The 6,361-nt window shown below is 64.6% G+C and carries 6 protein-coding genes; 2 read left to right on the forward strand and 4 right to left on the reverse strand.

All coding sequences use genetic code 11. From position 1 onward, the window contains the following. The first annotated feature begins 125 nt into the window (after positions 1-125). A complete protein-coding gene (locus EN994_RS13560; RefSeq protein ID WP_063170445.1) occupies positions 126-1,397 on the forward strand; it encodes a CaiB/BaiF CoA-transferase family protein in 1,272 nt (423 codons plus the stop codon). A gap of 163 nt (positions 1,398-1,560) precedes the next feature. Here the strand turns inward: EN994_RS13560 and EN994_RS13565 are convergent, their stop codons facing one another. Both EN994_RS13565 and otnK read right to left on the reverse strand, forming a co-directional pair. Next, positions 1,561-2,199, reverse strand: a complete 639-nt coding sequence (locus tag EN994_RS13565; RefSeq protein ID WP_063170446.1) for a class II aldolase/adducin family protein — start codon at positions 2,197-2,199, stop codon at positions 1,561-1,563. Next, complete coding sequence (otnK, locus tag EN994_RS13570; RefSeq protein ID WP_063169871.1) at positions 2,199-3,551, reverse strand: 3-oxo-tetronate kinase; 1,353 nt, start codon at positions 3,549-3,551, stop codon at positions 2,199-2,201. Before otnK ends, EN994_RS13565 begins: the two co-directional genes overlap by 1 nt. Positions 3,552-3,682: 131 nt before the next feature. Between otnK and EN994_RS13575 the strand changes: the two genes are divergently transcribed. Next, positions 3,683-4,420, forward strand: coding sequence for a GntR family transcriptional regulator (locus tag EN994_RS13575; protein ID WP_013528131.1), 738 nt, complete (start codon positions 3,683-3,685; stop codon positions 4,418-4,420). A 33-nt stretch (positions 4,421-4,453) separates the two neighbouring features. Here the strand turns inward: EN994_RS13575 and EN994_RS13580 are convergent, their stop codons facing one another. Together EN994_RS13580 and EN994_RS13585 are read right to left on the reverse strand one after the other, a co-directional pair. Further along, a complete protein-coding gene (locus EN994_RS13580; RefSeq protein WP_082826632.1) occupies positions 4,454-5,683 on the reverse strand; it encodes an aminotransferase class III-fold pyridoxal phosphate-dependent enzyme in 1,230 nt (409 codons plus the stop codon). Positions 5,684-5,802: 119 nt separating this feature from the next. Continuing rightward, the coding region (locus tag EN994_RS13585) for an ABC transporter substrate-binding protein (protein WP_245466021.1) at positions 5,803-6,361 on the reverse strand (559 nt) is incomplete at its 5' end.

Genomic DNA, 6,361 nt, shown 5'->3' on the forward strand with positions numbered 1-6,361 from the left:
GCCGTCGAACCGCCGCTCGATCCGGCCGGTGGTTCGCATCGGGTCGCCTGCCATTTCCCGGAGCCGGTCAACACTTTCAGGGCTGTCTGAGTAGCCTGCCGAATTCACCCGAAGGAATTTTGATCGTGACTGAGGACCATTCCGCGAATGCCGGTACGGCAGAACCCGCGCGCTTGCCGCTCGAAGGCATCAAGGTTCTCGATCTCTCGCGTGTGCTGGCCGGGCCGTGGGCAACGATGAGCCTTGCCGATCTCGGCGCCGAGATCTGGAAGATCGAGAACATCGACGGCGGCGACGACACCAGGGCGTGGTCGGTGCCGAGCTACAAGGGTGTCTCGACCTACTATCTCTGCGCCAATCGCGGCAAGCAGAGCATCGCGCTCGACATGAAAAGCCCGCAGGGGTTGGCGATCGTGCGCGAGCTGGCGGCGAAGGCCGACATCGTCGTCGAGAATTTCCGCTCAGGTACCGCCGATAGGCTCGGCGTCGGTTTCAAGGAGCTCAGCGCGTCAAATCCGCGGCTGATCTACTGTTCGATCTCCGGCTACGGCCAGACCGGGCCCGATGCCGGACGGCCCGGCTATGATTTCGTCATGCAGGCCGAAAGCGGCCTCATGGCCATCACCGGCGAGAGCAATGGCGAACCGATGCGTGTCGGCGTCGCCATCACCGATATCGTCTGCGGCATGGTCGCCACGCAGTCGATCCTGGCGGCGCTTTACGAGCGCGCGACGACCGGCAAGGGCCAGTTCCTCGACCTGTCGCTGATCGACTGCGCGCTCAGCCTGCTGATCAATGTCGGCAGCGGTTACCTTAACACCGGCCAAGAGGTCGCCCGCTACGGCAATGCCCATCCGACGGTCGTTCCCTATCAGATATTCGAAGCCTCCGATGGCAGCTTTGCGCTGGCGGTCGGCAATGACCGCCAGTTCGCGGCGCTGTGCGAGAAGGTCGTTGATCTGCCACATCTGGCTGGGGATTCGCGCTTCATCAAAGCAGGGGCGCGCGCCACCAACCGTGAGGCGCTGATCCCGCAACTAGCCGCCGTCTTCAAGACCAAGCCACGTGACCACTGGATGGCCACCTGTGCCGCCGCCAGCGTGCCGGCCGGCACGGTAAAATCGATACCGGAAGTCTTCGACAGTCCCAATGTGCGCGAGCGTGGCCTCGTCCAGACCTTGCCGCATCCGCATCTCGGCTCCGTCGCCATGGTGCGCCCGGCGCAGGGACTTGCCGCGCAGCTGACCGCGGACTTCACCGCGCCGCCGATGCTGGGCCAGGACACAGCTGCCGTGCTGGCCGACGTGCTCGGCTATAGCGCCGAGATCATCGACCAGCTGATCGGCACCGGCGCCATCGGCGTCTATACGCCGGCCGCCGAACCGATCCCCGCCTGATCTTCATGGAGCTTGACGGGCCTTCGTCTCGCATTTGCAGGTCGACTGAATGGTTCTTCAACAGGGCGAAGAGCCGTTCCTTGTTTTGGGGCAATCCCCTGGGGAAAGCGCTATGCGCTTTTCCCGGGAAACCGCTTCACCTTTTCTGGAATTGCTCGGCCGGCTACTTCTGCTGGCCGTAATTCTTGTAGCGCCCGCGAATGGCGGGGATCTCGCTGCCCTCGATGAGCACCGGCGTGCCGGCGCTGCGCGCCAAAAGGTACTGCCGCGCCAGGGTTTCCAGCTTGATGGTGCGGATGAGCGCCGTGTCGAGATCGCCGCCGAAGGCGATCATGCCATGATTGGCGAGCAGGCAAGCCGTGCGGTCCTTGAGCGCGACGACGGCAACCTTGGCCAGTTCGCTTGACGCGAAAAGCGCATAGTCCGAGCAGCGCACATCATCGCCGCCGAAGCCCGCCACCATGTAGTGGAACAGTGGCAGCGGTTCACGCAGGCACGACAGCGCCACGCAATGGTCGGGATGGGCATGCACGACGGCGCCGGCCTCGGGAAACGCCTTGTAGATTTCGGCGTGCATCTCCCATTCGCTCGACGGCCGGAACGCAGCGTCCCAGGATCCATCGAGCTGCATCGCCACCATTTGCTCCGGCCGCAAGGCGCTTGTGGCTATTCCCGTCGGCGTGATCAGCATGCCGCCTGTCGTGCGCACGCTGATGTTTCCGGTGGTGCCGACATTCATCCCGCTGGCGTCCAGCGTCTGCGTCGTGGTGATCAGGCTCGTGCGTTCGATTTCGAGTTCCATCACGATGCTCTCCTTGCCGGTGGCCATGTGTCGATCGCCGGCGCAATAGTGCTCGGCCGTGTCATGTCTTGCAGAACGTCGGTGAAGATATCGGGGCCGCCGAGCTTTCCCGATTTCAGCATCAGCGCCAGCGGATCGGAGGGCCGGCCGGGGAGGTGAGCGATGGCGCGCGACAGTCCGGGGCCCTCATAGGCGCCCATGGCGATCCGGTCGATGCCGAGCGCCTTCACCACCGAACCGGCGGTCTCGCCGCCGGCGACGACGAGCCGGCGGACGCCGAGTTCGCGCACCAGAATCTGGGCAATCCCGGCCAGGATCTCTTCCGCCCTTGCCGCCACCATATCGCGGCCATGCGCCTGCTGCAGCGCTTCGACGGTCGCTTGCGGCGCTGTCGTAGCAATGGCGATCATCGCGCCGGGCAAATGCCGTTGGGCGAAGGTACGCGCTTCGGCCATGACATCGGCGCCGGCAAAGGCGCTGGCAAGGTCAATCGTCAGCAGTGGATTGTTTTGCGCAAAACGCTCGAGCTGTTCGATGGTGCGGTCGGCGACGCTGCCGGCCAGCACCGCTGCCGGCCCTTCGACGGCCGGCAGGCTGGCGGCAACGAGATCGCCTGAATCCAGCAGCCCATGCGTGAGCCAGGCCGGTGGCAGATGCGCGGCGACTGAGGAATTGCCGGTCATCAGCGGCAGGTCGAAGGTGGCTTCCGCGATCGCCGCCAGATCGCGCTCGCGGATGGTGTCGGTGACCAGCAGCGTCTCGCCGCGCCTGCTTTGCTCTCCTATAGCGCTCCGGATGGCTCCAGCGCCGGCGTCGACGACGAGATAGGGCACCAGCCCGACCTTGCCCCTGCTCTGCGCCTGCAGCACGCGAACCAGATTGGAATCGGTCATCGGCGTCAGCGGATCGAAGCGCTTGGGCGACTCAGCAAGCAGCTGGGGACCGCCGAACATATGCCCCTGATAGACGGTGCGCCCAGTCTCACACAGCGCGGGGGCGAACAGTGTGACGCCGCCGCCAAGGCGCTCGAGCAGCGCTTCGGCGCAAGGACCGATATTGCCCGCGGGCGTCGAATCGAAGGTGGCGCAATATTTGAAGAAGATCTGCCGCGCGCCAGCTTCGACCAGCCGGTCCGCGGCCTCCAGCACCTGGCGCACCGCATCGCTGGCTGCGATGACGCGGGTCTTCAGCAGGATCACATGGGCAAGATTGCCTGATGGGATCGGCGCGTCCAGCCCGACCGTGCATCCCGTCGGAATGCCGCGCGCGACCAGCATCGACGCCAGCTCGGTGCCGCCGGTCAGATCGTCGGCAATGGCGCCGAACAGCAAGGAAGGCATCGACGCGGTCATGCGGCCCGTCTCATGTCTGCCGGTTTCGGGGCGGCTTGTCTCATGTCGGTGGTCAGGCCATTCGTGGTATCATATACACAAGCCACGCGACGCAGGCGACGCCTGCGCTGTTGCAAGAACGGAGAGCGGATGTGACTGCTTCTATCGCGCCGATCGCGCGCGACAATCTGACGACGCGTGTCTATGAGGAGCTTCGCCGTGCCATGATGGAAGGCCGTTTCTGGCCGGGCCATCGCTTCAAGATCCGCGACCTTGCCGCCAGCCTTCAGGTGTCTGAGACGCCGGTGCGCGAGGCGCTGATGCAGTTGGTGCGCGAAAAAGGCCTGGAGATGGAGGCCGGCCGTTCGATCACCGTCGCCCAGCTGTCGCTGGCTCAGTATCTGGAACTGCGCAGCATCAGGCTGCATCTCGAAGGCATGGCGGGTGCCGCGGCAACGACGCGCATCGAGCCGCGCGAGATCGACCGTCTGGCGGCGGTGCATGAGAAACTCATTGCGAACGAGGACAATGGCCGCTGGTTCGAAGCCGTCCGCGACAATTGGGAATTCCATCACTCCATCTACCAGGCGGCGCAAATGCCGGAGCTGCTGGCCATCATTGAGGGAATCTGGCTGCGCAACGGACCGCTGGTGAACTACCAGTACCCTCACGCCCGGCCGACCTATGACGGCCGCCACCGGCATCTCGACATTCTTGAAGCGCTGCGGGCGCGCGACGAGAACGGTGTGCGCAAGGGCATTCAGCAGGACATGATCGAAGGCGGCCGCCTGCTGGTCAAGGTTCTCGAACGGCTGAACGACGGCGCGGTCACGCCGGAGGAACTGCGCCGCGCTGCGCAGAACGGCCGACTGGTGTCGGCCACCGGCTGAACAGTTTGTTCCTTTCCACCGCATTGGCGCCGGTCACGCCACCTGCGCCGCGGCGGCCATGCCCGCATCGGCAGCCTGCAGGGCGAGATCTATATCTTTTGCGGTGTGCGCAGCACTCAGGAACATGTTGTGCCGGGGATGGAAATAAGCGCCTTCGCGCAAGGCGGCCGAGCAGAATGCGTTGGCTAGCTTGAATTCGGCATCGCCGTCGAACAGCACCATCGGCATCGACACCGGACCTGTCTGTCGCAGCGAAAGACCATGCTTCTTCGCTGCAGCATCGAGGCCTGAGCGCAGCCTGTCGCCGGCCTGTGTCATGTGGGTGACGGCGTCGGTATCGCGCAGCGTGCTGATGGTAGCGATCGCCGCGGCCATTGCGACGGCGCCGTACCAGAAAGAACCCGTCACATAGACCTTGGTCGCGGCTTCGCGAAACCGGTCGGTGCCTGCGATGGCGGCCAGCGGATAGCCATTGGCGATCGCCTTCGAGAAGGCGGACAGGTCCGGCCGTACGCCGAGCGGCTCCCAGCTGCCGGCGAGGTCGATGCGGAAGCCGGCGCGCACATCGTCGACGATCAATGCCGCATCGGCAGCGGTGGTGAGTTCGCGCGCCCGTTTGGCGAAGGCGGCGGTCGGCAGTTCCTGGTCGCGGGCGATGTCGTGCCGGAAGGCAGTGACGACGACAGCAGCGAGATCGTTGCCGGCCTGCTCGACGGCCACTTCGAGGCTGGCGACGTCATTGTAGTCGAAATGGATCAGATGGGCGCGGTCCTCGGCGGTGACGCCGGCCAGCGATGGCGTGCACCACGGCACGGCACCGTGGTAGGAGCCGCGCGCGACCAGCACCTTGCGTCGGCCGGTGCCGGCGCGCGCGATCGTCACGCAGGCCGTGGTGGCGTCGGTGCCGTTCTTCTGCAGCATTGCCCAGTCGGCATGCGCGACCGTCTTGACCAGCAGCTCCGCCAGTTCGACCAATACCTCGCCGGGGCCGTTCATCGCATCGCCGAGGCGACGCTGCCGGGCGGCAGCCTCTTCGACTGCTTGATGATGGTGGCCGAGAATGTTGGGCCCCCAACTGCACATCAGGTCGATGTATTCGTGCCCGTCGACGTCCCAGACCCGGCAGCCGTCGGCGCGTTCGAAGAATTGTGGATAGGCGGAGCCGAGATAGCGCGTCGCCATGTGTCCCCACATGCCGCCCGGAATGACCGAGGCCGCACGCTCGCGCAGCAACTGGTCCTTGGAGTTGATCAGGGAAGGCATGACGAGGTCTCCGCTCATTGATATATCATATATTGAATTTGATGTTGGAAGAACAGGATTTGCTGGCCTTCCGGGATGGAGAACAGGGAGGCGACTGTCGCCTCCCCGTATTGTTTTGCTCAGTGGCTGAGTTCTGCCAGCGGCAGGTTGCAGCAGGCGCTGTAGCGCACGCCCTTGACGTCCGACTTGTAGGCCAGGATCAGGTTCGGGCTGATCAGCGGCAGGATGATCCTGTCCTTGATCATCTCCTCGCCGGCCTGGTGCCACAGCTTGGCGGCCTCGTCGCCGCTTGCCGCAAGGGCTGCCTTGTAGATATCCGCTTCCTTCGGGTTGAGCACCGACGGGTCGCGCTCCGCGCCGGCACGGCGCGACCAAGGGCTGCCCTTCGTCATTGCGAAATAGTCGATGTATTGCGAGGTGCCGTAATAGTCCGGCGCGTAGAACACCGCCGTCATCGGGATGCCGTCGCCATTGACGCGCTCGCGCCAATTGGCGAAGGGGATCGGCTGCAGGTCGAGCTTGATGTTGATCTTGGCCAGATCCTGCTGGACCTTCTGCATCAAGAGCGAGAGATCGACGCCGTAGACGTTCATGCCGGGGAACGCTGCCTCCATCTCGAAGCCGTCGGCGTGTCCGGCCTTGGCCAGAAGTTCCTTTGCCTTGGCAACGTCATAGGGC

This window comes from Mesorhizobium sp. M7A.F.Ca.CA.002.09.1.1 (genome assembly GCF_003998555.1).
Taxonomy (GTDB): Bacteria; Pseudomonadota; Alphaproteobacteria; order Rhizobiales; family Rhizobiaceae; genus Mesorhizobium; species Mesorhizobium ciceri.